General features: G+C 66.2%; 2 pseudogenes. One reads left to right on the plus strand and one right to left on the minus strand.

The window, feature by feature from the left end:
- Nucleotides 1–232, plus strand: a pseudogene (locus EN859_RS38460) (hypothetical protein); the annotation flags it as partial.
- A 7-nt stretch (nt 233–239) separates the two neighbouring features.
- Here EN859_RS38460 and EN859_RS35470 read toward each other — a convergent pair.
- Nucleotides 240–423 (minus strand): annotated as a pseudogene (locus tag EN859_RS35470) (hypothetical protein); the annotation flags it as partial.

Below are 423 nucleotides of genomic sequence, written 5' to 3' on the forward strand. Positions count from 1 at the left end.
CGCCATCGTGGTGACGCTCGGCGCGTCCTTCATCTGGGTCGGCATAGGCTACGCACTGCAGCCGACACCGGGCGGCGCCAGTCCGGAGTGGCTGTCGGCGCTCTTCAACTGGTGCGTCGGCGCCGTGCCGACCTCGATCATCCTGATCTCGGCCGTGCCGCTGGTCGTGCTGGTGCTGATCTTCCAGCGCAGGATCGTCTCGGGGCTCACGGCCGGCGGAGTGAAGGGGTGAAGCGGTCTCAGATATCCGGCGCGTTGCCGACCTTTTTCTTCATCTCGAGCGCCCAGGCGCGGCCTTCGTCGCCGCCCCACAGCAGCCAGGCGATGTAGCCCTCCGAGGGATTGTCCTCGTTGCCGTAATTCCTGCCCTTCTTGTCGACCTCGTGGCGGGCGAAATAGCTGACCATGCGGCGGATGGTCGAG

This window comes from Mesorhizobium sp. M00.F.Ca.ET.216.01.1.1 (genome assembly GCF_004010325.2).
Taxonomy (GTDB): domain Bacteria; phylum Pseudomonadota; class Alphaproteobacteria; order Rhizobiales; family Rhizobiaceae; genus Mesorhizobium.